Here is a 22,362-nt window from a genome sequence, read left to right on the forward strand (position 1 = left end):
ATACCCGGGAACCCGATAAGGAAGAAGCGCGGACTATGGAAAGCCCCACCCTGAGCGATTTCGATTTATACCTTTTCGGCGAAGGGCGCCACTGGCACATCTACAATGTGCTGGGAGCCCATATCCAGACCCGGAACGGTACCGAGGGTGTCCGGTTCGCAGTCTGGGCACCCAATGCAACCGCTGTAAGCGTGGTCGGTGACTTCAATGACTGGACTCCCGGGCACCACCCCATGACTGTTCACGGGGCCTCCGGCGTCTGGTCGGTGTTCATCCCGGGTACCGGCGCCGGCAGCCAGTACAAGTTCGCCATTACCACCCGGTCCGGCAAGCAAGTTTTCAAGACCGATCCCTACGGGCAATTTTTCGAGCTTCGCCCCTCCAATGCGGCCGTGGTTATGCAACGCGGGAGTTTCAGTTGGGGCGATGGTGACTGGCTGTCCCGGCGCAGCAAGTGGGCCTGGCACAAGTCTCCGGTCTCCGTTTACGAAGTGCATGCCGCTTCCTGGCAACACCATGGCTCCGGCCGTTGGCTGACCTATCGGGAACTGGCCGACCAGCTGATTCCCTATGTCCGGGAGCAGGGCTTCACCCACATTGAGCTGCTGCCCGTTACCGAACATCCACTGGATGAATCCTGGGGTTACCAGACCACCGGCTACTACGCGCCCACCAGTCGCTTCGGCACACCCGACGATCTGCGTTACCTGGTTGATCAATGCCATCGCAACGATATTGGTGTCATTCTGGACTGGGTGCCCGGCCACTTTCCCGAAGATGAGCACGCCCTGGCAAAATTCGACGGTACCGCCCTCTACGAACATGAGGACCCGCGCCGGGGCCAGCATAAGGACTGGGGTACCCTGATCTACAATTACGGTCGACATGAGGTACGGAATTTTCTGATTGGCAGTGCCCTGTACTGGCTCGACACCTTTCACATGGACGGCCTGAGGGTGGATGCGGTTGCCTCCATGCTCTATCTCAACTACTCCCGGAATCCCGGCGAATGGCTTCCTAACATTCATGGCGGCCATGAAAACCTTGAGGCCATCGACTTTCTGAAAAGCCTGAACCAGATCTGCCAGAGCCGGTTTCCGGGCACACTGGTGGTAGCCGAGGAATCCACCTCCTGGCCCCGGGTGACTCGCCCACCGGAAATCGGAGGCCTGGGATTCAACCTGAAGTGGAACATGGGCTGGATGCACGATTCACTGGAATACCTGCAGCAGGATCCCATTTATCGCCAGTACCACCACGACAAGCTCACGTTCGGCCTGCTGTATGCGTTCTCCGAGAACTTCATGCTGCCGCTCTCTCACGATGAGGTGGTCCACGGTAAGGCCAGCCTGCTGAACAAGATGCCCGGTGACGACTGGCAGCAACGAGCCAATCTGCGCCTGCTGTTCAGCTTCCAGTTTACCTACCCTGGCTGCAAGTTACTCTTCATGGGCGGGGAATTCGGACAGCGCCGGGAATGGAGCGAATCCCGGGAGCTGGACTGGTTCCTTCTGCAATATCCCGAGCACCGGGGTCTCCAGAAACTGGTGCAGGACCTGAATGGACTCTACCGGCGGGAGCCTTCTCTGCACGCCCGCGATTACTACGGCGATGGCTTCGAATGGATCGACTGCCACGATTCACCCCAGTCGATCATCAGCTACCTGCGCCGAGGAGAAAACGAAGTCACGGTGGTGGTGATCAACTTCACTCCGATGCCCCGGTACGGGTACCGGATTGGCGTTCCGTGCGGCGGACGCTGGGTGGAGGTGCTGAACTCGGACTCGGAATACTACGGAGGGAGTAACGTCGGAAATCCATACGGTCTGGAAGCCCGCGAGGTCCCCTGGATGGATCGCCCCTACTCCCTGGAACTCACGCTGCCGCCCCTGGCAGCCGTTGTTCTCAGGCCGGAGTCATGAAACGGGTTCTTTTTGTTACCAGTGAAGTCTATCCGGTGATCAAGACCGGGGGGCTTGGGGATGTCTCTGCCAGCCTGCCCGAGGCCCTGAGCCGGCAGGACTGTGATATCCAGATACTGCTGCCTGGCTACCCGGCGGCACTGGAGGCCGCGCGAACCGCCGGCAGTCGACGCAAGGCGAGACTGAGCATTGGCCAGTATCACGTTACGCTCTGGCGGACCCGGCTGCCCGGAACCGCCGTCAGCCTCTGGCTGGTGGACTGCCCCGCGCTCTTTGACCGTCCGGGCAATCCTTACCAGAACGAGGAAGGTGAGGACTGGTGGGACAACGCCTACCGGTACCAGCTGTTCTGCCGGGTCGCAGCGATGATGGCGAGCGGCCAGCTGGGGCTCGGCTGGGCACCGGACATCGTGCACTGCAATGACTGGCAGTCCGCCCTGGTGCCTGTTTTCCTGGATCATCTGCCCAAGCGGCCAGGCACCGTCTTCACCATTCATAACCTGGCGTACCAGGGCCTGTTTTCCCAGGAGACTTTCCGGGCTATGGGGCTGCCGGATTCACTCTGGCGTTTTGATCGCCTGGAGTTCCATGACCAGCTGTCCTTCATCAAGGGCGGGCTGGTTTACGCTGACAGGATCACCACGGTCAGTCCCACTTATGCCCGCGAGATCCAGACCCCGGAGTTCGGGTGCGGTCTGGATGGCCTGTTGAGATACCGCTCTGATCGCCTCTCCGGAATCCTGAACGGCATCGACACCCGGATCTGGAATTCCTCGGATGACCGGTATCTCGACTTTCACTACGGGCCGGACAGTCTCAGCAACAAGAGCCAATGCAAGGCCAGGCTCCAGCAACAGCTGGGACTGGATGTCAACGGCGCGCCCCTGTTCGGGTCCATCGGACGGCTGGTGGAGCAGAAAGGTATCGATTGGCTGCTGGCCGTCATCCCGCCCCTGCTTGAAAAAGGTTGCCAGTTTGCCATTCTCGGTTCAGGGGAAGCTCGATATACCGATCCTCTCCGGGCCCTGGCAAGGGAGCATCCCGGGCAAGTGTCCCTTACCGTGGGCTATGACGAGCCACTGGCCCACAGGATCACCGCCGGTGCGGACATGTTCCTGATGCCCTCCCGCTTCGAACCCTGCGGTCTCAATCAGATGTTCAGTCTGCGCTATGGCACGATCCCGGTTGTCCATGCGGTCGGCGGCCTGAAGGATACCGTCGTGGATCCTGGCCAGGCTGCTGGCAGCCGGGCCACCGGCTTCTGTTTTGAGCGATCCAATGCGGATGCGTTCCTGCACGCAATCGACCGGGCGCTGGAGTACTACAGTAACCGCAAGCAGTGGCGGCACCTGCAACGCAACGGCATGGCAGGTGATTATTCCTGGAAGTACCGGGCTCGCGAGTATCTGGCCCTGTACCAGTCGATTCTGACCGAGCAATGCAAACGAAACTGACGGCAAGGCAGCAGGTTCCTTTTCAGGAGAACAATGATGAGCAAGGTCACAGAGTTCCGGCTTGAAGCACGCCCCAGGATTCCGGAAGGTCTTGAACGACTGGAAGAACTGGCCAACGACCTGTTCTACAGCTGGGATCACGGTGTGAGGAATCTGTTCGCCCGTATTGACCCGATACTCTGGCAAAGGGTTGAGCATAATCCCAAGCTCTTCCTTCGCCGGGTAGCACAAGAGCGTCTCGACGAAGCCGCGCAGGACCGGGCATTTCTTGCAGAGTATCGCCAGGTTCTGAGCAGTTACGATGTCTATGTGGAGTCCGAGCCGGGACCGGAAGTCACCGAAATACTGGATCCCGCACGGGATCTGGTGGCCTATTTCTGTGCGGAGTTCGGATTCCATGAAAGCTTTCCGATCTACTCCGGTGGCCTCGGGATCCTCGCGGGCGACCATTGCAAGGCGGCCAGTGACCTGGGCCTGCCCTTTGTGGCAGTCGGCCTGTTGTACCAACAGGGCTACTTCATCCAGACCATCGACGCCCAGGGTCACCAGATTGCCCGCTACAAAACCCATTCCAGCGACGAACTTCCAATCTCCCCCATGGAAGTGGACGGAACGCCGCTGAAGGTTGTGGTGCCCTTCCCGGGCCGGATGGTCACGGCTCGGGTCTGGGAGGCCCGGGTCGGACATATCCGCCTCTACCTCCTGGACAGCAACACCGCGGAAAACAGCCCGGAAGACCAGAATCTCACCCTTCAGCTCTACGGCGGGGACGAATCCACCCGGATCAGTCAGGAAATGCTCCTGGGCATCGGTGGCACCCGGGTACTGGAGACCCTGGGCCTGAAACCTACGGCCTGGCACATCAACGAAGGGCATGCCGCATTCCAGATCCTCGAACGGTGTCGACAGCTGATAGTAGAGCAAGGCCTCGAGTTCGAAGCCGCGCTGGAGGCGGTTGCCGCTTCGACGCTGTTCACCACCCACACGCCAGTGCCGGCCGGCCACGACATTTTCTCCCGGGAGCTGGTGCAGCATGCCCTCGGCAACTACCTGGACGAATCCGGCCTGGATTTCGAGAAGGTCTTTGCTCTTGGCATCCGAGATGGCGGAGACAGATTCAACATGACCACCCTGGGGCTTCGGGGCTCCCGTTTCCACAACGGGGTCAGTCGCATCCACGGGGGCGTGGCTTCGGGGATGGAGGGGTATGTCTGGCCGCAGGTGCCGCCTGCCGAGAATCCCCTCGGCTATATCACCAATGGCGTCCACGTGCCGACGTTCCTGGCGCCGGAATGGGCAAGCCTGTTCGATATTCAGGCACCCACCTGGAAAAGCGAACTGCGGAATCCCGATTTCTGGAACTTCGTCGACCACATTCCAGATTATCACTACTGGAGTGTGCACAAGGCCCTGAAACAGCAAATGGGCGAGTTCGTGGTCGAGCAGCTGGCGCGGCAGCACGAACGCAACGGCACCGGCCACTCGGTAACAGAACGAATGACGCGGCAGCTGGTATCACCGGAAAAAGACACTCTGGTCATCGGTTTTGCGCGCCGCTTTGCCACCTACAAACGCGCCACCCTGATCTTCTCGGACCTGGAACGTCTTGAGCGCCTCCTGACCAATCCCGAACACCCGGTGGTACTGATTTTCGCCGGCAAGGCACACCCGAAGGACAAGCCGGGTCAACAGCTGATCAAGGTCATACACGACCTCTCCATGCGCCCCTCCCTGATGGGTCACATCATCCTGTTGGAGGATTATGACCAGGCCATGGCCCGTTACCTGCTCGCCGGTGTCGACGTCTGGCTGAACAACCCTGAGTATCCGAAGGAAGCCAGCGGCACCTCCGGTGAAAAAGCCGCCCTCAACGGTGCGCTTAATCTCAGCGTTCTGGATGGCTGGTGGGGCGAAGGTTACGACGGCACCAACGGCTGGGCCATCAATCCGAGAGACACTGGTCTGGATCCCGAGTTTCGCAATGAGGAAGAAGCCCGGGACCTTCTGGACCTGCTGGAGTTCGAGGTTGTCCCGCTCTACTACGACCGTGCTTCTCAGGGCTACTCAAAGGGCTGGGTAACCCGCTCGAAAGCGTCCATGAAGACCATCACACCCCGGTTCAACAGCCAACGCATGGTGATGGACTATGTAGAACGCTACTACGAGCCGGCGTCCGCCCAGGGCCAGAGATTACTCGCCGATGGCGCCAAGTCCGCCAGGGATCTGGCAGCGTGGAAGGCCAGGGTACGCGAAGCCTGGCCGGGCGTGTCCCTGTCCGTTGTCGGCTGCGTGGAGTGCCGGTGTGCCTATGATGAAACGGTAGAGTTACGGGTCGAAGCGGTGCTTAATGGCCTGACGGCCGAGGATGTCCGGGTGGAATGCGTCGTCACGCCGGAATGCACCGGCAGCCACGACGCACCCGGTACCGATCGCTTCCTCCTTACCATGGAAAGCGAACAGGACGGGAAAACCGTGTTTTCAACACAGGTTCCACCGCCCTATCCCGGCCTGCAGACGCTCCGTCTGCGCATGTATCCCTATCACCCCGCCCTGACCCACCTGCTGGAGATGGGCGCCATGCTCTGGGTCTAGCGGGAATTCGCCTGGAGTGCTGTGACTACCGGATTGGCATACATGTCCAGCAGGTAAGGCCGAATGGCCGGGTCGCAGGCCTCCAGCCGCCGCTCCATCTCCGCCTCGGCGGCGGCAATATCCGCCGGTGACCAGGTTTCCGCGGTCACGACGGACTCGGTCATCGATTCCGGCGTTGCGTGGGCGTCCGGGTGGAATCCCCGCTGCTGATAGGCCACCAGGTTTGAAGCATGCAGGTGGTAATTGGCATGCATCTCCCGATCGATCCGGCTCGCCAGTTCCTTCGGGTTTTCCGGAGCATCCGCGATGGGTGCACCGAAGTGCACATGTACATGGCCCTTGAATCCGGTCAGGCCCTTCACGATCTGCTCGCTGTCCTCTCCTTCAGTCTTGGTGTAGCTGCCGGTCCGCTCCCGGGTCTCCAGTTCTTTGGCTTTGTCGACGTCACAGGGATCGTACTCGTAGGAGATCGAAACCGGCACGATATGAAGGCGGTTCATGGCCTCGCCGAAGCTAAGCCCGCTCTTCTTGCGGCTCATGTGGAACATCTTGATGATGGCCGGATCGGTGTAATCCAGCCCATCCTTGGCGCGGCCTTCCCGTTGGGCAATCCAGATGCTGTGATTGGTATCGATACTGTGATTGATGAACGCGGAAAGCGTCATGTACGCGTCCCGCATTTCCCGCGGGCTGGTCATGTTCCTGCGTACCACGAAGCTCTTGTTGAGCCGCATCATTTCCGCGAATACCCGGTTCTGGAGCAGGTTGTCACCAATGGCGATACGCGTGGTATAGAAACCGTTCTGAAACAACAGGTAGTTCACCACCATGGGATCGAACACGATGTCCCGGTGATTGGAGATGAACAGATGGGCGCTGTGCTTGTCCAGGTTTTCCAGACCACTGGTAGTGACCCGGGTGGTGGTGCCTTCAACCAGCTCGCCCACATAGGTGGACAACCTGGCCTGCAAGTCATCCACGCGGGTGAAATGGCCGAAATTGCTGATCAGCCAGCGCCGCAGGAAAAACCGCAGTAACGCGGGCGCCCAGCGCTCAAGGTTGGGCGACTTGAAACGCCCGACCATGTCGAGAAACTCCCGGTCATTGACCAGGCGCTGAATGGCCGGACCGGTTTCTTCGTCCGAATATGGACGGATGGCATCAAATTCGTGCATTGAAACCCTGTTGTTATCGTATCTAACGGATTACGCCGGGAAATGTCTGGTTCAAAAACCGCGGTATTGTAGCGTTTCTGAGGCAGCTTTGCCTCACCCGAAAGGCGCCTTGACCAACCCGCCGTATTATTCTGGTATCATCCCACCCGCGCCACGGACATGGCGCCACCTCCCTGTCATCTTTTTTCTATCATGGACGACACATACGGCTCTGCTATGCAACTTGACCAGGATTTCGAACAACTCGCCACAGAAAGGCCCACGGCAACCCGGAGAGACCCCGAGCAGGTTCTGCACGAGGTGTTCGGTTACGAGGCATTCCGGCCACTGCAGGGTGACATTGTTCGTGAGGTAGTCAATGGCGGAGATGCCCTGGTCTTGATGCCTACCGGAGGTGGCAAGTCATTGTGCTACCAGGTGCCGGCCCTGGTGCGGCCGGGTACGGCGATTGTCATATCGCCCCTGATTGCCCTGATGCAGGACCAGGTCGCGGCACTGAAGGAGCTTGGCGTCAAAGCGGCATTCCTGAATTCCACCATGGATATGGAGCAGGCCCGAGCGACCGAATACGCCCTCACCACCGGCGAACTGGACCTGCTCTACTGCGCCCCGGAACGGCTGATCCAGCCCCGGACCATCGATCTGCTGCACAACGCGTCCATCTCGCTCTTCGCCATCGACGAGGCCCACTGCGTTTCCCAGTGGGGACACGATTTCCGCTCGGATTACCTGCAACTGAGCATGCTGGCCGGGGAATTTCCCGGTATTCCCCGTATTGCGCTGACGGCCACTGCCGATGAGCGAACCCGCAAGGAAATTGCCGAGCGGCTGTCACTGACCGAAGCCCGGCATTTTGTCAGCGGCTTCGACCGCCCGAACATCCAGTACCGGATCGCGCCCAAGACCAACGCCAACAAGCAGCTGCTGGACTTTATCCGGGCTGAACATGATGGCGAATGCGGCATTGTCTACTGCCTGTCCCGTAACAAGGTGGACTCCACCGCCCGCATGCTCGCGGACAAGGGCTTTACGGCTCTGCCCTACCATGCGGGCCTGAACGCCGGGGAGCGGGCCAGGCACCAGGAGCGTTTTCTGCGCGAGGACGGAGTCATCATCGTCGCCACCATTGCCTTCGGCATGGGTATCGACAAACCCGATGTCCGCTTTGTGGCTCACCTGGATCTGCCCAAGAGCCTGGAAGCCTATTACCAGGAAACCGGCCGGGCCGGCCGGGACGGCAAGCCTTCCACCGCCTGGATGGTGTACGGGCTTCAGGACGTCATCAAGCTGCGCCAGATGCTCGAGGGCTCCCTGGGCAACGACCAGTTCAAACGCGTCGAGCGCCAAAAGCTCGATGCCATGCTCGGCCTGTGCGAGGTCACCAGTTGCCGCCGCCAGGTGCTGTTGCGTTATTTTGGCGATGACCTTGAAGCGTCCTGTGGTAACTGCGACACCTGCCTGAATCCGCCCGAGACCTGGGATGGCACCGTGGCGGTCCAGAAAGCGCTTTCCTGCGTCTACCGTACCGGCCAGCGCTTCGGCGTAACCTACCTGATCGATGTCCTGCGAGGCTCGGAGAACGAGCGCATCCTGCAATCCGGCCACGATCGGGTGTCCACCTACGGCATCGGCACCGAACTCAGCGCCAGCGAGTGGAAATCGGTCTTCCGCCAACTGGTAGCCAACGGTTACCTCAGGGCCGACCCGGAGGGCTACGGCGCCTTGCAGTTGACCGAACGCTGCCGCCCACTACTCAAGGGCGAGGAGACGGTCTGGCTGCGCAAGGACCCGGTGCAGAAAAAGACCTCGTCAGGGCGCAGCAGCTCAGGACGCAAAAGCTTCGCGGCCGATCAGATCGTCGATCAGGCCGCCTGGGATCATCTTCGTGCCTGCCGTAAGGGCCTGGCCGACCAACAGGGTGTGCCGCCCTACGTTATCTTTCACGACACCACCCTGTTCGAAATGATGGAACGGCGGCCTCGCACCATCGACGAACTTGGTGAAATCAGCGGTGTCGGTGCCGCCAAGCTGGAGAAGTACGGCGAGACCTTCCTCAAGGCCATCGCCGAACTGGAGACTCTTTAGGCTTCTTCTTCGGCCTTGAAGCCCTTTTTCCGGACCCGGTAATGGGCGATCGAAGTCGCCACATGGTTGCCTGCCTGATCGGTCAGCGTTCCCTCCAATGTGAATTTGGCCCGGCCGGTAGCGTCGGCATCGGCGCGGATCGCCGCCACCTGCTCCGGACTCAGGGAAAATTCTACCGAGACATCCGAGTTGGCTGGCTGGAGAAACTGCAGGGTCATTTCCTTGAGAATGGGCGTGTAGGAGGGCCCCAGATCGAACAGGGTCAGGACGCCTCCGGGAATCTCCGCTACCAGAAAATAGGCGCCGGCGTAGAGGCTGCCAAAGTGATTTTTGTTGCCCTTCAGGCGAATGCGGGCACGGACATAGCCCGGTCTCACTTCCTCCACACTGAAGCGGTTGCGGGGCGCAAAAGGAATGGACAAGCCGATGATCTTGTTGACCGCTGCATAGCCCCCTGTTTTCTTGAGCCACGCCAACGGGTGAGCCAGGGTCGTATTAGGATCTGTGGATGCCACCCATTGCCCGGTCGCTCCAATGATGTTGTCTATCAATGCCATATAGTCAATCCTGTCGTTAAGACCGGATAGATCATTACAATGCAATCTCCCGGCCGCAAGACGGTTCTCCAATTTTTTTTGCAATTCCAGCCGGTTTCCTGCATTTTCCGGTCCTGATATGGGTAAAAACGTTGATTCTGGATGCTGAGAGGGAACTCTGGTTTGACGTTACAGGTTCGCAGTTCGCTGGTGACCGTCTTTTTTTGCGCCTTGCTTCTGGCCTTTACCGCGCCAACGTGGGCGACCGGGCGTGAGCCCGTCGCTGATAACGCAGATACAGCGCGGGAATATTCTCTTTGGTACCGGAACTACGATAGCCCGGCTATTCGCTCCATGGTTGAGCTGGCATTCGCCAAAACTCCGGAATATGGCGGGTACAAACTGGTCCGGAGCCTGGAACTCACCCAGGGTCGCGCCCTTTATGAGCTTGCGCAAAAGGATTCCGGCCTTATAGATATCATCAATGTGGCGACATCCCCCACCCGCGAACAACACCTGAACGCCATTCCTGTGCCCATTGATGGCGGTCTGCTCGGCTTCAGGGTGTGTGTCACACTGCCGGAAAAGCTTCCATTGTTTGCGGGCGTCCGTACGCTGGACGACCTGATCGAACGGGGAATCAGTATTGGTCAAAGCTCCCATTGGCCGGACACTCCGATTCTGGAGTCCAATGGCATTCCCGTGGTGACCCACTCGCGGTATGAGATCCTTTACGGAATGCTGCGCAACAGACGATTTGATTGCTTTGCCAGGGGTGTGAGTGAGGTATTCCATGACCTTGAGATCGAAGACGACCCAGGACTCATTATCGAGCCCAACCTTCTCATAGCCTACCCGATGCCCTCCTACCTGTTCGTTGGCCCGGAAGAGAACCTGACAGCCTACCGCCTGCAACTGGGGCTGGAGCGGGCGATTGAGGATGGCTCCTTTGCTCGATACCTGCGAGATTATTACAGCCGCTCGGTCTCAAATCTCAACCTGGATAAGCGGCACATAATCCGCCTCGAGAACCCGTACCTGAGCGAGGAATCCCGTTTCGTAGGAAGAGATACCCTGCGGAATCTGCAGCGAAGGCTGGAACTCTTTGCCCGGTAATTTCTGTTAGACTTCCCCTATAGTTGCGCGGTCACTGGACTTTTTACTTTCATGACGGGAGCCGGACTGAATGGCCCACGAAGAACTGCACCTTAACCTTCGTAATCTTACCCTCGATGACTACGAACAGCTTCAGGAGCTGATGGACCTGGTCTACGACGACATTGGCGGGGCCTGGCCCAAAGAAACGATCAAGGCATTGGTCGAGCAGTTCCCCGACGGGCAGATCTGTATTGAGGACAACGGCCAACTGATTGCGGTGGCGCTGACGGTTTCCGTCAAATACGAGCGATTCAGCAACCCGCACACCTACGACGACCTGATCCTGCGTAACGAGAAAATATGGCACAACGCCAACGGCGACTCCCTCTATGGCCTGGATGTCTTTATCCATCCGGAATACCGCGGCTACCGCCTGGGCCGGCGTTTGTATGAGGCCCGCAAGGAGCTGTGCCGGTCCATGAACCTGCGGGCCATCCTGGCCGGCGGTCGGATTCCCAACTACTACAAGTACAAGGACCAGTACTCCCCGGCTGAGTACATCCAGCGGGTGGACCGTAAGGAAATCTACGATCCGATCCTGAGCTTCCAGCTCTCCAACGATTTCCAGGTCACCCGGCTGATGCACAAATACCTGCCGGAGGACGAGAAATCCATGGGCTATGCCACCCTGCTGGAATGGCGGAACATTCTCTATACACCACCGTCACCGGTGTTGAATGTCCGGAAAACCCAGGTTCGCCTGGGTGCCGTGCAATGGCAGATGCGGGAATTCACCTCGGTGGATGAAGTGCTCAAGCAGGTGGAGTACTTCGTGGACGCCCTCTCCGACTACAAGAGCGATTTCGCCCTGTTCCCGGAGTTCTTCAACGCCCCCCTGATGGGCCTGACCGATCAGATGGACCAGACCCGGGCGATCCGTTTCCTGGCCGGCTTCACCGAACAGTTCCGGGATGAAATGTCGGAAATGGCGGTCAGTTACAACATCAACATCATCACCGGTTCCATGCCCCTGCTGGAGAACGATCGCCTGTTCAACGTCTCCTACCTGTGCCACCGGGACGGCCGCGTGGACGAACAGCGCAAGATCCACATCACCCCGCACGAGCGTCGCGACTGGGTTATTGAGGGCGGCAATACCTTCGAAGTGTTTGAAACCGATGCCGGTCGAGTGGCGATCCTGATCTGTTACGACATCGAATTCCCGGAACTCGGCAGGATCGCGGCCAGCCAGGATGTCGATATCATCTTCGTCCCCTTCTGGACCGATACCAAGAACGGTTATCTCCGGGTCCGCCATTGTGCCCAGGCCCGGGCGATCGAAAACGAATGTTACGTCGTAATTACCGGCAGTGTCGGCAACCTGCCCAAGGTAGAGAACCTGGACGTACAGTACGCCCAGTCATCGGTGTTCTCGCCCTCGGATTTTGCCTTCCCGCACGATGCGGTCATGGCCGAAACCACGCCCAACACCGAAATGATCATGTTCTCGGACATGGACCTGGAAAAACTGACGCTGGTTCGTAACGAAGGGTCGGTAAACAATCTGAAGGACCGCAGGGAAGATATGTACGAGGTGCGGGTGAAGTCCTCGGACCGATAAAAACAGACCCACTCACTATTGAGGAAGTGCCTGAGAGGGTTACCGTAGGACACTGATGGAATTGCCAATACCGAAAACAGTGTCTATTGTTTAATCATTATCCAGCCTGTCCGATCTGTGGACAGGTCGCAGTGGATAGGGATCTTAGCAGAGAACAGGTTTCATGAACGAAGCATTACCGGATCTCATTGCCCGTTTCAGGATCAAGCGGGGCCTCTTCCGCAAGGAGTTGGTGGAGGCTTCTGTTTTTGAACTCGACAGCTACGGCTGCGTGATGAAAACCGACAAGGTCTTCGAACCCGGCGACAGCCTGACCCTGGATCTGGTCATGGATATGCCTTTTGAAGAAATCTGTGCGGAAAGCGTTTCCGGCCTGGTGACAGAGCGCAGAAAGCACTGTAGCAACTTCTTCTACTCCATTGATTTTGCAGAGTTTGAACCTGGATCGCCGAATGGCGACAAGCTCAAGCGGATTCGGGAAGTGCTGTCCAGAAAACTGTCTCTGAAGTCCCGCCGTACATCCTCAGGGTCCATCTCCGGCTTCCGGCAAATGGCCTGATCGTCACTGTCCGTTCCAACCCATCCGTAAGGAGACATTTCATGGCGAAGAAAGCCAAACCGAGCGTCGACAAGATCGTAAAAAAGGTCAACAAGGAATTCGAGAAAACCTCGTCCCAGATTGAAGGGCTCGTCAACGACGCCCTGAAGCAGTTTGATAGCCTGCAGACCCAGATCGAAGAACCGGTGCGCAAACTGCTCAAGGAAGTGAACGAGCTCCGGGAGCGGGAAATGAAACGCTTCAACGAGGAATTCGAGCGCCGCCTGGCCGAATTCCACGAACTCCAGAGCAGCATTCTGGAGCGCTTGGGCGTGGCAGCCAAAGAAGCCGGCTCTGACGTCAAACAGCTGACTGACGAAGTCAATAAAGAAGCACAGGCCGCCGCCAAAAAGGCCGCGCCCAAGAAGACGGCTTCGAAGAAAAGCACTACCAAGGCGAAGTCCACGACCGCAGCGAAGAAGGCCCCGGCCAGGTCTTCCGCCAAAAAGGCAGCCAAGCCGGTGGACAAGAGCGATCTGACCCTGGTCAAGGGTATCGGCCCGGCAACCGCCAGGAAGATGAAGGACGCCGGCATCACCTCGATCGACCAGATCGCCAACCCGTCTGCGGCTGACAGCGAGAAACTGAAAGCCTTCAAAAGCCTCAAGGGATTTGACCAGCTGACCGCCGAAGCCAAGAAAGTTATCTGATGCAAACGCCTGACCAGCCTGTTTTACGGGACATTGTCCTGGTTGGCGGCGGGCACAGCCACGTCGGGGTCCTCAAGCGGTTCGCCATGAACCCGGTCCCCGGTGTGCGCCTGACCCTCATCTGCCGCGACACCCACACCCCCTACTCCGGAATGTTGCCTGGCTACGTGGCCGGCCATTACAGCTATGACGACGTCCATATCGACCTGAGCCGGCTTGCGGAATACGCCGGAGCGCGTTTCTACCGGGACGAGGCCACCGGTATCGACCGGACCAACAAACGCATTCTCTGCCGGAATCGGCCAAACGTGCCCTACGACATTCTCTCCATCAATATCGGTTCCTCGCCTCGGGTGAGTGAGGTCGAGGGTGCGGAAGAGCATGCCGTACCGGTGAAGCCCATCAACGGCTTCAACGAGCGTTGGCTGTCGTTGCTGTCCCGCATCGAGAACCACGAGGGCCCAATGTCCGTCGCGGTGGTTGGTGCTGGTGCAGGAGGCGTCGAGCTGACCCTCGCCATGCAGTTCCGGCTCCGGAACGAGCTCGCTCAGCGCGGCAAGGATCCCGATCAGTTGCACTTTCATCTGTTTGACGCGGCGGACCAGATCCTTCCCACCCATAACGCAAAAGTACGGACAGTATTCGAGCGCAAACTGTCGGAGCGGGGTGTAAAGGTGCATCTCGGCTCCCCCGTTTCCCGGGTCGAATCCGGCCTGCTGACCTCCGATTCTGGCGAGACACAGCAGGTGGATGAGGTACTCTGGGTTACCCGGGCCGGTGGCCCGGCCTGGCTGGAGGAAACCGGCCTGGCCCTGGACGAGGGCCGTTTCATCCGGGTACGCGATACCTTGCAGAGCGAAAACGACGACAGCATTTTTGCTGCCGGAGATATCGCCAACGTGATCAATCATCCCCGGGAGAAAGCCGGCGTGTTCGCCGTGCGCCAGGGGCCGCCCCTGGCCGACAACCTGAAACGACTGGCCACCGGCAAAGACACACGAAACTTCTATCCCCAGAAGAAATGGCTGGCCCTGATCAGTACCGGCGACAAGTTCGCAGTTGCCTCTCGCGGTGATGTTGAGTTCCACGGCCGCCTGGTCTGGCGCTGGAAAGACTGGATCGATCGGCGGTTCATGCGCAAGTTCAGTGACCTCCCTGCCATGGAAGAGTCCACCAGGCTGCCGGATACCGCAGCGGCGCAGAGCGCCGAGGAAGCCTCCCAGGCCATCTCCGCCGTGGCCATGCGTTGTGGCGGTTGCGGCGCCAAGGTGGGTAGTACGGTTCTCTCCCGCGCCCTGAGTGAACTCAAGCCCATCGAGCGGGACGATATCATCATCGGCCTGCACGCTCCGGACGACGCTGCCGTTCTGCGGGTGCCGCCGGGCAAGGCCGTGGTGCATACCGTCGACTTCTTCCGGGCCTTTATCGATGATCCCTACGTGTTCGGGAAGGTTGCCGCCAATCACAGCCTGGGCGACGTATTCGCCATGGGGGCAGAAGCCCAGAGCGCGACAGCCGTGGCAACCGTGCCCTATGGCATCGAATCCAAGGTGGAGGATGTCGTTTACCAGATGATGTCCGGTGCCGTGGAGGTTCTGAACGAAGCCGGCTGCGCCCTGGTGGGCGGTCACACGGGCGAAGGCAAGGAGCTGGCGCTTGGCTTCGCGGTGAACGGCCTGATTGATCCTGAAGAGGTCATGAGCAAGGGCGGCTTGCGCGCCGGCGACGTGCTGATCCTGACCAAGCCAGTCGGAACCGGTACCCTGTTCGCGGCCCATGCCCGGCTCGCCGCCAAAGGTCGCTGGATCGATTCCGCCCTCACCTCCATGATGCATTCCAACAAGCTGGGGGCCGAGTGTTTGCGGCGTTACGGCTCCAGGGCCTGCACGGATGTCACCGGTTTCGGGTTGCTGGGCCACCTGGTGGAAATGACCCGCCCGTCCGGCGTGGAGGCGGAGCTGGATCTTTCCGCCATTCCGGTATTGCCGGGGGCGGAAGAAACCGCTGCCGCAGGCATCCTGAGTTCGTTGCAACCGGCCAACATCCGTTTGCGGCGTGGCATTCGCGACCAGGAGAAATGGGTGGATCACCCCCGCTACCCGTTGATCTTCGACCCCCAGACCGCCGGTGGTTTGCTTGCCAGCGTAGCCGCTGACCAGGCCGAAGCCTGTGTTCGGGAGTTGAAGGCGCTGGGCTATTCACACACCGCGATTATCGGCCGGGTTCTGCCCCAGGACGAATCAGGCCCCATCGAACCGATCAGTCTGAAGGATTAATCCGCACCAACTCGCTCGGAACAGCGTTGGCTGGCAAGGGCCAGCGCCTGTTCCAGACTCGCCTGCTCTCTTTCGGGGGTAAAACGGGCGGCAAGCCGGGCTACCCGGGATTGAAGATCCTGCAGGAATTCCGGTTCGCTTTCCGCCTTGTGAAGCAGATCGGCCAACCCCTGCTCGTCACGGGCCGGAAAATAGCCCGGATAATCGTCGCCCAGCAGACCCCGATTGCCGGGAATATCGCTGGCGATCACCGGAACACCGGCACGGCAGGCCTCGGAGACCACATTCGCACCGCCTTCCATTACGGAACTGATGACCATCACCCGGCTGCTGGTCAGTAACTTCCGGGTACCCTGCTCGTCCTGTTGCCCGAGCCACTGGAATCGTGGATTATCCGCGGTTTCCTGTTCGGCCATTCGCTGCCATTCGGCGTTATGGGCCTTGCCGGCGGCAACGACCCGGATTCGGGATTCGTCAGGCAGCAGCCTTGCGGCCCGGGCCGCCCGCAGGGAATCCTTCTCGTCCCGCAGATGGCCGATAACACAGACCCGGAAATGGTCGCTCGAATGCTGCGGCGCTGGAGGTGGCGCGATGGCGGACTGGTAAAGGGTGACCAGCCTGTCCCGAAAACGGGCGGGAATATCGTCTGCCACGCGATCATGCAGGCCAATGAGGGCGTCGGCCGCGTCCATGGTGGCAAGGGTAGGCTCGTGAAATTCGATCTGGTGGCGGTAGATATCGGTGCCGGTCAGCACCACGATCAGCGGCGTATTGGGCCAGAGCTCCCTGAAACGGCTTACCGCATCGCGGCTGCGCCAGGCATGCAACGCAATGAAAAGATCACAGGATTCACCCTGATAGTCCGTGACAACCTCCACCCGGTGGCCGGCATTCTCAAGCAATCTTTGCCAGCGTTCCGCCGTGGCCCGGTTGCCGGCCCGGGAGCCCGGAGCGGCGGGAGTAATCATTATTATTTTCATAGGTTGCAATAGCTTGTAATCAGCTGAAAGAAAGAAGTTTTTGGTTGAGCCGATAGGGCCTGCCAATCGTATAGCTGTTCAGAGTTCAGGTAAATCAAGGTATCCTGACCTCCCTCCGAAACCAACCGAAACAGGGATTTCAAATGGCTTTGAATCTGATACGGAAATTTGTGGCTTCCAGCCTTCTTTTCATGACGGCAGCCTCGGCAAGCGCGGAGACGTTTGTGTTCACGGCTATTCCCGATGAGGACGAGACCAAGTTGGTAGAGCGCTTTCGTGGCGTGGCCGACTACCTCTCCGGGCAACTGGACGTGGATGTCCGCTACATCCCGGTAAAATCCTACGCAGCGGCGGTTTCCGCCTTCCGCAATAATCAGGTTCAACTGGCCTGGTTCGGTGGCCTGTCCGGCGTTCAGGCCCGTCGTCTGGTCCCCGGCTCCGAGGCCATTGCCCAGGGCGTGGAAGACGAAGCCTTCCAGACCTATTTCATTGCCAACACCAGCACCGGCATCGAGCCGGTTGATGAATTGGCCGAGCTGGAAGACCAGCTCCGGGGCAAGACCTTCACTTTTGGCTCCAAAGGCTCTACCTCAGGGCGTCTTATGCCGGAATTCCACATTCGTGAGACCTTCAATCAAGCCCCTGAAGATTTCTTCGGTCGGGTCGGTTTCAGCGGCAACCACACCCGTACCCTGCGCCTGGTCGAGGCCGGCACCTATGAAGTCGGCGCCCTGAACTTCCAGGTATGGGAAAAGGAACTGGAAAACGGCAATATCGATACCAACGCCGTCCAGGTAATTTGGGAAACCCCGGCTTACCCGGACTACCAGTGGACTATCCGTGGCGACGTGAATGAGCGCTTCGGCGATGGCTTCAAGGCCAGGGTGAAGGAAGCCCTGCTGGCGCTGGATGACCAGGCACTCCTGGAAAGCTTCCCCCGTTCCGGCTTCATCCCTGCCTCCAACGAGGACTATGAGCCCATTCGCAAGACTGCCGAAGAGATTGGAATCCTTGATTGATGTCCGGATTTGATCTCTCGGGCCTCAAGGCCTCATTCGGGGGAGAGCGCGTCCTCGGGCCGCTCTCCCTTCGTGTCCGGGAAGGCGAGAAGGTTGCCCTCGTTGGAAAAAGCGGCGCGGGCAAATCCACGCTGATCCGCCTGATCCACGAACAGGTGGGCCGCAACTCCTCGCTGGTTCCCCAGGAACTGGGCCTGGTCAACGCCCTGCCCGTTTTCCATAACGTGTTCATGGGCCAGCTGGACAAGCATCCGACCTGGTACAACACCCTGACCCTGATCCGGCCTTTCGCCGCCGACCGGGCGGCAGTAAAGAGCCTGCTGAACGATCTGGGGATGGCAGAGAAGCTGTGGATTCCTACGGCGTCCCTGTCCGGCGGGCAGCGCCAGCGGGTTGCCATTGCCCGGGCGATTTACCGGAATGAACGCCTGCTGCTGGCGGATGAACCGGTCTCGGCGCTGGACGGCCCCAGGGCCCATCAGGTGATGGCCCTACTCAGGGACCGGTTTGCCACCAGCGTCATTGCCCTGCACGATGTAGAATTGGCACTGCAGTACTGCACCCGGATTGTCGGCATTCAGGACGGCCTGGTGGAACTGGACGAACCCAGCGACCGCCTGTCGCCCTCCGACATCATGTCCCTGTACTGAGGTTATCGGCGGAGCCATGCTTTCCTATCCCACGGTCAGAGCCAGCCTGATTTTTGTTGCCGTCGCGGTCGTGGGGCTGCTGTTTGCCGATATCGCCATCACCGCCTCCAATCCCTGGCGGGACCTGGGTAACTTTTTCCTGGGTGTGGTTACGCCCAATTTCTTCAGTTCCGAGGGACTGCTGACTGCCCTGCTTCGAACCGTGGCCTTCGCCTTCGTGGGCGTGGCGCTGGGCAGTTTCTTCGGCTTCCTGCTGGCCCTGGTGTATCGGCTCCTCCCGGTACGGATCTTCTGTGCGTTTATCCGGGCGATCCATGAGCTGTTCTGGGCCCTGATTTTCCTGCAGTTCTTCGGCTTTCACCCGCTGACCGGGGTGCTCGCCATTGCCATCCCGTATTCCGGGATCTTTGCCAAGGTCTACTCGGAGATCCTGGAAGAAGCCGACCCTGAACCACGGCGCCTGTTGCCGCCGGGTACCGGCATGGTCGCGGCGTTCCTGTATACCCGCATCCCGGATTGCTGGGAACAGATAAGAACCTACACCGCGTACCGGCTGGAATGCGGCCTTCGCTCCAGTGCCATCCTCGGTTTTGTGGGCCTGCCCACTCTCGGCTTCTACCTTGAATCCTCCTTTTCCCAGGGGCTCTACTCCGATGCCGGGGCCATGCTGATCCTGTTTTATGTGTTGATCGCTACCATTCCCCTGTGGGTCCGTCCGAAACTGCTGCCCGTCTATATCCTGGCAGCGCCGTTTTTCCTGGGCGAGGGTCTGCCTATCGTGTGGGGCAATGTGGAACGCTTCTTCACCGAGGATATCATTCCCGCGCCTCTGCGCAGTGGTGAGGGTATCGCCGGGATGATGCCCTGGCTCAATGACCTGATGGTGAACGAGGCGCTGCCCGGGATCTGGAATACCGTCCTGCTGACACAGATTGCCCTGGTTGCCACTGGTGTCTTGGCGTTACTTGCGTTCCCGCTGATCTCCAATCATTTCGGAGGCCCCGTGCGCCGGACCAGCGGCCATGTATTCCTGGTCATCGCCCGTTCGACCCCGGAATACATCCTGGCCTACATCCTGCTGCAGCTCTGGGGCCCCTCCATGCTGCCGGCTGTGGTTGCCCTTGCCCTGCACAATGGCGGCATCATCGGGCACCTGATCGGCCGTCAGACCAACACGCTGCGGCTGCGGCCCGACGCACCCACCGGATTGAACCGCTATACCTGGGAACTGGTTCCCCGGGTATACCGTTCGTTCCTGGCATTCCTGTTCTACCGTTGGGAAATCATCATGCGTGAAACCGCCATCCTGGGGATCCTTGGTATCTATACTCTCGGCTTCTATGTCGACAGCGCCATCCAGAACATCCGGTTCGACCGAGCGATGGTACTCATCCTCATTACGGCGCTGCTCAATATTGGCGTTGATGCCCTGGGCCGCTATATTCGCCGCAAGCTCGCCCTGCAAACCATGCCCACCTGCTGAACCTGGCTGAGACCAGCGTCACAAGTTGGTAAACCCGGCTTGGTCCCTGGATAAATTGCTGAACCGTCGGCAGTTTTCTGTCGTTACAGGTCGTTACAATCGTTGGATTCAGGGAGGTCTATCAAGGTGGTCGAGAATATGTCGTATTGGCTGGTGCCGTTCACACAAGCGGGCTTGTTTGCACTTTTGCTCTTGCTCGGGGTTCAGATGTTTCGGCTGTCCCGTGCGGACGCGCTGGTCGAAGGCGCTGGTGATGAGCAACTCCGGCCTCCTGGTCGCAACGAAAACCCGGCCGGAACGACTTCAAACAGTCGTTACCGAACCGAACTTTTCACCCAGCTTCATATCCTGGCTGCGCTGCAGGAACGGGAATGCCGGAGCAAAGGGCTGGACCGGCCGGAAATGGTAACCATCGTGGGTTCCTGTGCCACCGCCTGGCTCTACGGTGCCGGCTGTGCCCTGTGCGACGAAGCCGATCGCCACTCGAAAACCCTCGCAGGCCTGGTTGCGCACATCGTAAGCCGGAAAACCGGAATCACTCGTGCTGATGCCCTTTTGGTCATTGAGGAGCTGACGGCCAGCAACATCTACCTCGCCTGCTTCCGCGGTGGTCTGGACGGCGCCAGATACTGGCGGGAGCACAACCATGTTCCCGGCCAATCCGGTCTCTGTGAATTGGTGGCCGATCACACGTTTATCTAGTGAAATTACCGGGCCCAGAACGTGAGTTTCATCGGGTTACCGCCCACCGGCTCTTCCGCGCTCTGAAGATCAATCCGCCATTCCATTTCCGAGCCAGTGGTACAGAACGGTGCCGTGAACCGGGCGGTCCATGTTTCACCGCCCTGGTGCTTCAGGGGAACCGGGTATTCGCCCATATACATGGATTCGCCCCGTAATACCGCCAGGAAGCGGTCGGGGGCCCTGGGCGCATTCACGGTGACCTGGAACTCGGTGCCCTGGTCCCCTTCGCCGAGCGGCTCCAATTCGACCAGCCAGGTGCCTTCGTCCCCTTCCCACTGGCAATCCCGTTCCAGCAGATCGCACCGGGGCTGATCAGCAACTGACACCTCGTCGGTCCCCGGAGAACTCAGGAAACGAGGGCCAAACACCAGTAACGTCACCAACCCGATAATCAAACCTGTAACCGCAATCGCCCGTATCATTACCCACCTCTTTTTGCCAAAGGCGCATTATGGGGATTTCCCCTGCCAAGGCAAAGGTTTCTAAACAGGCGCCAGTCGTGAGAAAATACTGCGCCTCCTAACTTATGAACCCAACCTCTGACACAGGACACGCCCGTGCAACCGGATATTTCCGTCAGGCACCTGAACAAAACCTATGGCGATGGCTTCCAGGCGTTGAAAGACATCAACCTGGAGATCGAACGTGGCGAGATCTTCGCCCTGCTCGGCCCTAACGGTGCCGGCAAGACCACCCTGATCAGCATCATCTGCGGCATCGTCAACCTGACCAGCGGTGAGGTCAAAGCGGCCGGCTATGACATCGTCAGGGATTACCGGAAAGCCCGGGAAACCATCGGCCTCGTACCCCAGGAACTGAACACCGATTCCTTTGAGACCGTCTGGGATGCGGTTTCCTTCAGCCGCGGGCTGTTCGGCAAGGCACCGAACCCGGACCACATCGAGAAAACCCTCAAGGCACTGTCACTCTGGGACAAGCGCAACAACCGGATCATGTCCCTCTCTGGCGGCATGAAGCGGCGTGTGATGATCGCCAAGGCGCTTTCCCACGAGCCCCAGATCCTGTTCCTGGATGAGCCGACAGCGGGGGTGGACGTGGAACTGCGGCGGGATATGTGGGAGATGGTGCGCAAGTTGCGGGAGAACGGCGTCACCATCATCCTGACCACCCACTACATTGAAGAAGCCGAGGAAATGGCGGACCGCATCGGCGTAATCCGGCAGGGGGAAATCATCCTGGTGGAAGACAAGGCCCAGCTGATGACCAAGCTCGGCAAAAAGGAGCTCCGCCTCCAGCTCCAGCACAAGCTCGACCAGGTGCCGGGGGAACTCACCCTGGAACCGGTGGAGCTGGCCAACGACGGCTGGGAGCTGATCTTCACCTTTGACTCCCAGCAGGAACAGGCAGGCGTAGCCAGACTGTTGCGCACACTGGGGGATCTCGGCATCGAATACCGGGATCTGCAAACCCGGGAAAGCTCCCTGGAAGAGATTTTCGTCGGCCTCGTCCACGAGTAGC

General features: G+C 59.3%; 18 protein-coding genes. 14 read left to right on the forward strand and 4 right to left on the reverse strand.

Annotated features, from left to right (window positions below; all coding sequences use genetic code 11):
* Positions 1 to 35: 35 nt before the first annotated feature.
* The 3 genes from glgB to glgP are packed head-to-tail and all read left to right on the forward strand — an operon-like array spanning position 36 to position 5,968.
* Entirely contained in the window at positions 36 to 1,922 is a 1,887-nt protein-coding gene (gene glgB, locus ACQUTG_RS07185; RefSeq protein WP_428918752.1) for a 1,4-alpha-glucan branching protein GlgB, read from the forward strand.
* Positions 1,919 to 3,376 carry a glycogen synthase GlgA gene (gene glgA, locus ACQUTG_RS07190; protein ID WP_428918753.1) on the forward strand — a complete coding sequence of 486 codons (1,458 nt, stop codon included), beginning with the start codon at positions 1,919 to 1,921 and terminating at the stop codon, positions 3,374 to 3,376. The genes glgB and glgA overlap by 4 nt, the downstream gene beginning before the upstream one ends.
* A 36-nt stretch (positions 3,377 to 3,412) precedes the next feature.
* A complete protein-coding gene (gene glgP, locus ACQUTG_RS07195; RefSeq protein ID WP_428918754.1) occupies positions 3,413 to 5,968 on the forward strand; it encodes an alpha-glucan family phosphorylase in 2,556 nt (851 codons plus the stop codon).
* On the opposite strand, the gene ACQUTG_RS07200 is transcribed toward glgP, so the two are convergent.
* On the reverse strand, positions 5,965 to 7,143 hold the full coding sequence (locus ACQUTG_RS07200; RefSeq protein WP_428918755.1) for a 1-acyl-sn-glycerol-3-phosphate acyltransferase: 1,179 nt from the start codon (positions 7,141 to 7,143) through the stop codon (positions 5,965 to 5,967). The genes glgP and ACQUTG_RS07200 overlap by 4 nt on opposite strands.
* Positions 7,144 to 7,359: 216 nt before the next feature.
* Here ACQUTG_RS07200 and recQ point away from each other — a divergent pair, with 216 nt between their 5' ends.
* Positions 7,360 to 9,228, forward strand: a complete 1,869-nt coding sequence (gene recQ, locus ACQUTG_RS07205; protein ID WP_428918756.1) for a DNA helicase RecQ — start codon at positions 7,360 to 7,362, stop codon at positions 9,226 to 9,228.
* Here recQ and ACQUTG_RS07210 read toward each other — a convergent pair.
* Positions 9,225 to 9,785 carry a DUF4442 domain-containing protein gene (locus ACQUTG_RS07210; protein WP_428918757.1) on the reverse strand — a complete coding sequence of 187 codons (561 nt, stop codon included), beginning with the start codon at positions 9,783 to 9,785 and terminating at the stop codon, positions 9,225 to 9,227. The genes recQ and ACQUTG_RS07210 overlap by 4 nt on opposite strands.
* A gap of 189 nt (positions 9,786 to 9,974) precedes the next feature.
* Here ACQUTG_RS07210 and ACQUTG_RS07215 point away from each other — a divergent pair, with 189 nt between their 5' ends.
* The 5 genes from ACQUTG_RS07215 to selD all read left to right on the forward strand — a co-directional run bounded on the left by ACQUTG_RS07215 (position 9,975) and on the right by selD (position 16,007).
* Entirely contained in the window at positions 9,975 to 10,880 is a 906-nt protein-coding gene (locus ACQUTG_RS07215; protein WP_428918758.1) for a hypothetical protein, read from the forward strand.
* A 70-nt stretch (positions 10,881 to 10,950) separates the two neighbouring features.
* Positions 10,951 to 12,483, forward strand: a complete 1,533-nt coding sequence (locus tag ACQUTG_RS07220; protein WP_428918759.1) for a GNAT family N-acetyltransferase — start codon at positions 10,951 to 10,953, stop codon at positions 12,481 to 12,483.
* 163 nt (positions 12,484 to 12,646) lie between these two features.
* Positions 12,647 to 13,042, forward strand: coding sequence for a hypothetical protein (locus ACQUTG_RS07225; protein WP_428918760.1), 396 nt, complete (start codon positions 12,647 to 12,649; stop codon positions 13,040 to 13,042).
* Between the two features lie 41 nt (positions 13,043 to 13,083).
* Complete coding sequence (locus ACQUTG_RS07230; protein WP_428918761.1) at positions 13,084 to 13,731, forward strand: helix-hairpin-helix domain-containing protein; 648 nt, start codon at positions 13,084 to 13,086, stop codon at positions 13,729 to 13,731.
* Complete coding sequence (gene selD / locus ACQUTG_RS07235; RefSeq protein ID WP_428918762.1) at positions 13,731 to 16,007, forward strand: selenide, water dikinase SelD; 2,277 nt, start codon at positions 13,731 to 13,733, stop codon at positions 16,005 to 16,007. The genes ACQUTG_RS07230 and selD overlap by 1 nt, the downstream gene beginning before the upstream one ends.
* Here selD and senB read toward each other — a convergent pair.
* Positions 16,004 to 16,975 carry a selenoneine biosynthesis selenosugar synthase SenB gene (senB, locus tag ACQUTG_RS07240; RefSeq protein WP_428918763.1) on the reverse strand — a complete coding sequence of 324 codons (972 nt, stop codon included), beginning with the start codon at positions 16,973 to 16,975 and terminating at the stop codon, positions 16,004 to 16,006. The two genes, selD and senB, sit on opposite strands and share 4 nt — an antisense overlap.
* 155 nt (positions 16,976 to 17,130) lie before the next feature.
* Here senB and ACQUTG_RS07245 point away from each other — a divergent pair, with 155 nt between their 5' ends.
* The 4 genes from ACQUTG_RS07245 to ACQUTG_RS07260 all read left to right on the forward strand — a co-directional run bounded on the left by ACQUTG_RS07245 (position 17,131) and on the right by ACQUTG_RS07260 (position 20,841).
* Positions 17,131 to 18,006, forward strand: coding sequence for a putative selenate ABC transporter substrate-binding protein (locus tag ACQUTG_RS07245; protein ID WP_428918764.1), 876 nt, complete (start codon positions 17,131 to 17,133; stop codon positions 18,004 to 18,006).
* A complete protein-coding gene (locus ACQUTG_RS07250) occupies positions 18,006 to 18,656 on the forward strand; it encodes a phosphonate ABC transporter ATP-binding protein (RefSeq protein WP_428918765.1) in 651 nt (216 codons plus the stop codon). The genes ACQUTG_RS07245 and ACQUTG_RS07250 overlap by 1 nt, the downstream gene beginning before the upstream one ends.
* A gap of 16 nt (positions 18,657 to 18,672) precedes the next feature.
* Positions 18,673 to 20,139 carry a PhnE/PtxC family ABC transporter permease gene (locus tag ACQUTG_RS07255; RefSeq protein WP_428918766.1) on the forward strand — a complete coding sequence of 489 codons (1,467 nt, stop codon included), beginning with the start codon at positions 18,673 to 18,675 and terminating at the stop codon, positions 20,137 to 20,139.
* Positions 20,140 to 20,346: 207 nt separating this feature from the next.
* The gene (locus tag ACQUTG_RS07260; protein ID WP_428918767.1) at positions 20,347 to 20,841 is read left to right on the forward strand and encodes a hypothetical protein; all 495 of its coding nucleotides are present in this window, start codon (positions 20,347 to 20,349) and stop codon (positions 20,839 to 20,841) included.
* Positions 20,842 to 20,846: 5 nt separating this feature from the next.
* On the opposite strand, the gene ACQUTG_RS07265 is transcribed toward ACQUTG_RS07260, so the two are convergent.
* Positions 20,847 to 21,305, reverse strand: a complete 459-nt coding sequence (locus ACQUTG_RS07265; RefSeq protein WP_428918768.1) for a hypothetical protein — start codon at positions 21,303 to 21,305, stop codon at positions 20,847 to 20,849.
* 135 nt (positions 21,306 to 21,440) lie between these two features.
* Between ACQUTG_RS07265 and ACQUTG_RS07270 the strand changes: the two genes are divergently transcribed.
* On the forward strand, positions 21,441 to 22,361 hold the full coding sequence (locus ACQUTG_RS07270; protein WP_428918769.1) for an ABC transporter ATP-binding protein: 921 nt from the start codon (positions 21,441 to 21,443) through the stop codon (positions 22,359 to 22,361).
* The last annotated feature ends 1 nt before the right edge of the window (position 22,362 follow it).

The organism is Marinobacter sp. DUT-1 (assembly GCF_050379415.1).
Classification (GTDB): Bacteria; Pseudomonadota; Gammaproteobacteria; order Pseudomonadales; family Oleiphilaceae; genus Marinobacter.